A 2,431-nucleotide genomic window follows, 5' to 3' on the forward strand; every position below is an offset into this window, starting at 1 on the left:
ATATTATAGAGCTTCTGAATCAAAGGGAAAATTGCAATTAAAGAATATATTGAAGAAATTTTTTTCTGATGTGGATAAGCAATATGAAGGAAAAACTATTGAATCTTTTTTTATTAAGAAGGGATGTAAAATTGGTATCGAGATGGCTGCATTAGATCGAGAATTAACAATTTATTTTATTTTGGATAAAATAAGGATGCTTGATGTGATCCAAAAGAAAAAAATAGAGAGAGCCGATTCCACATTGATTAGTAATGAAAGTTTTTTAGGAAGTGAGCTTCGCTATGTTTATCGGAATTGGAAGAGATTAGAAAAAAGAGTAGTTTTTATACAAAACAATCAGCTTGTAAAGCCACCTTGGGAAACAGTGCCTACAATATGGAAGCAATACACACCAAAATCCTTCAGACAAAAGGAAACAATAGTAACTCATGGATCTTTGAAGGAAGGAGATCAAGTACAAGGAATACGCCAAGCAGATCCAGTGAAATTAAAAGAGGATTCGTCATTTTCTTCATTTGAGAAAATGATGAAAAAAGGAATTGCAAGATCCAATCAGCTGCAATCAGTCGGTTCAAATGTACAAGTCGAAGTGGGAAAAGGAGTATTAACTGAACTCATAAAGCAATCGGAAAAAGAACAATATTGCCTACAAAATTATAGACAGCAAGGAGTGGCAAAGACTAACAATAAAAGTACACATTACGAAAAATAAGCATACTTCTGATACCTAATGTAATAAGCTACAATAAAATAATTATATAATCGTAATTCTTGAGAAGAAAGTAGAAATCACTCCTGTATTTCTTAAATATACATAAAGATATTCTGTAAAAAAATAATTAACTATTTTGGTGGAATCATATATTGACAGAAGAGGAAAAAACGAACGAACAAAAGGCGAAAGAATTTGAAAGGAGAATCGATAGGCTAACCTTGACTTTATCACTAAAAAAACGATAAAGCTTTTGATATAAGGAAAGGTTATCAGTTCCTGTTTTCAACCTATATTAAGGTGAACGAGATCAATCAAGCCAGTTTTTCGTTAAATAAAGTACAAAAAGAAAAGATTATTTAGTCATTAGAGTGTACACGAGCGTTTTATCATTTTAAGAATAAAGAACAACTACAAGTAGTGTTTGAAAGATAGATCAACGATGATCCAACAGATTTTATGCTTTTTCCAACTTCTTTTTATTTAGAAAAAGATATGGGGGATGACCCGCATGCATGTGGATTAATTTTTTATAAAAAATAGCACAGTGTTAAGTGAATCATTTTTTTGGAACGTGACTTTCTTCCTCACTCACCTTATATCATCTTAAATCGACTAAACGATCTTTCAAATGAGATGGAAACGATCCTAAATATTAACATAAAAGAACAAAGTATTACTAATTGTATTGTTATTGAAGTAGAAGCTTCTTTAAAACGATATTATTTAATTCCTGTCTCTTATACACATCTAGATGTGTATAAGAGACAGGTCCTTGAAAAGATGACCAATGATGATCCAACCGATTTTGTGCTTTTTCCATCTGGTTTTTCTACTAGTCTAGATAAAATGGAATGTCATATGTGCTGTCTCTTATACACATCTAGATGTGTATAAGAGACAGCAACGATCCTAAATATTAACATAAAAGAACAAAGTATTACTAATTGTATTGTTATTGAAGTAGAAGCTTCTTTAAAACGATATTATTTAATTGTAGAGTAGATATCTTTTTGTTAGCTAAGGAATTTTAGAATTTAAAACAGAACATACAATACAAAAAGACAACCATATTCCAACTCTTAAATGTGACTAGCTATAAAAATTGAAAGAGGAAAAATTATTTATTAATAATTGTAAATTATAAAAGAATGAAAGGATCAATCACATTTTGATTGAAGGTACATAAGATATGCTAGATATATTATACAAAGACTGGTTTCCATTTTGGAGAAAAAATGTGCTACCTAAAGAGGAAGAAAAAGAAGAAAAAAAGGATCATTTTGAAAAAAGAGTAGACATGCTTGCTTTAACTTTATCACTTAAAGAAAATGACAAATTTTTTGAAACAAGCATAGGTTATCAACTGTTATTTTCAACCTATATCAAAATGATAGAAAGTGATCAAAATGATTTTTTTATTGAAAAAAAACGAAAAGAAAAGATCATTCAGTCGCTAGAACGAACGAAAATATTCTATCAATTTGGAAATAAAGAAAGCTTACAATCAGTCTTTGAAAAGATGAGCAATAATGATCCAACAGATTTTATGCTTTTTCCATCTGAGGTTTTTCTGAATAATGAAGGGAATTTTTCTCATTTTTGTGGATTAACGGTTTATAAAAAAAATGAGAAATTCCTCGTGATGAGAGTTGATAAAGAACGCTGCTTTGACAAAAATAATGTGTCCTATTTTAAAATCCCTTCAACCAACGT

General features: G+C 29.8%; 2 protein-coding genes and 1 pseudogene. 2 read left to right on the top strand and 1 reads right to left on the bottom strand.

The genetic code is table 11. From position 1 onward, the window contains the following. Positions 1-49: 49 nt before the first annotated feature. A complete protein-coding gene (locus A5844_RS05515; RefSeq protein ID WP_143353702.1) occupies positions 50-715 on the top strand; it encodes a hypothetical protein in 666 nt (221 codons plus the stop codon). 691 nt (positions 716-1,406) lie between these two features. Here the strand turns inward: A5844_RS05515 and A5844_RS14590 are convergent. Then, positions 1,407-1,538 carry a hypothetical protein gene (locus tag A5844_RS14590; protein WP_256924528.1) on the bottom strand — a complete coding sequence of 44 codons (132 nt, stop codon included), beginning with the start codon at positions 1,536-1,538 and terminating at the stop codon, positions 1,407-1,409. Positions 1,539-1,907: 369 nt separating this feature from the next. Between A5844_RS14590 and A5844_RS14205 the strand changes: the two are divergent. Next, a pseudogene (locus tag A5844_RS14205) lies at positions 1,908-2,431 on the top strand (hypothetical protein); the annotation flags it as partial.

Origin of the sequence: Candidatus Enterococcus wittei, from assembly GCF_002140175.1 — a bacterium.
In the GTDB taxonomy this organism is placed as follows: domain Bacteria; phylum Bacillota; class Bacilli; order Lactobacillales; family Enterococcaceae; genus Enterococcus_B; species Enterococcus_B wittei.

What these genes read in the sequence shown, in the direction of transcription:
- A5844_RS14590 (WP_256924528.1), bottom strand. Translation starts at nt 1,538, where the DNA reads ATGGAAAAAGCACAAAATCGGTTGGATCATCATTGGTCATCTTTTCAA.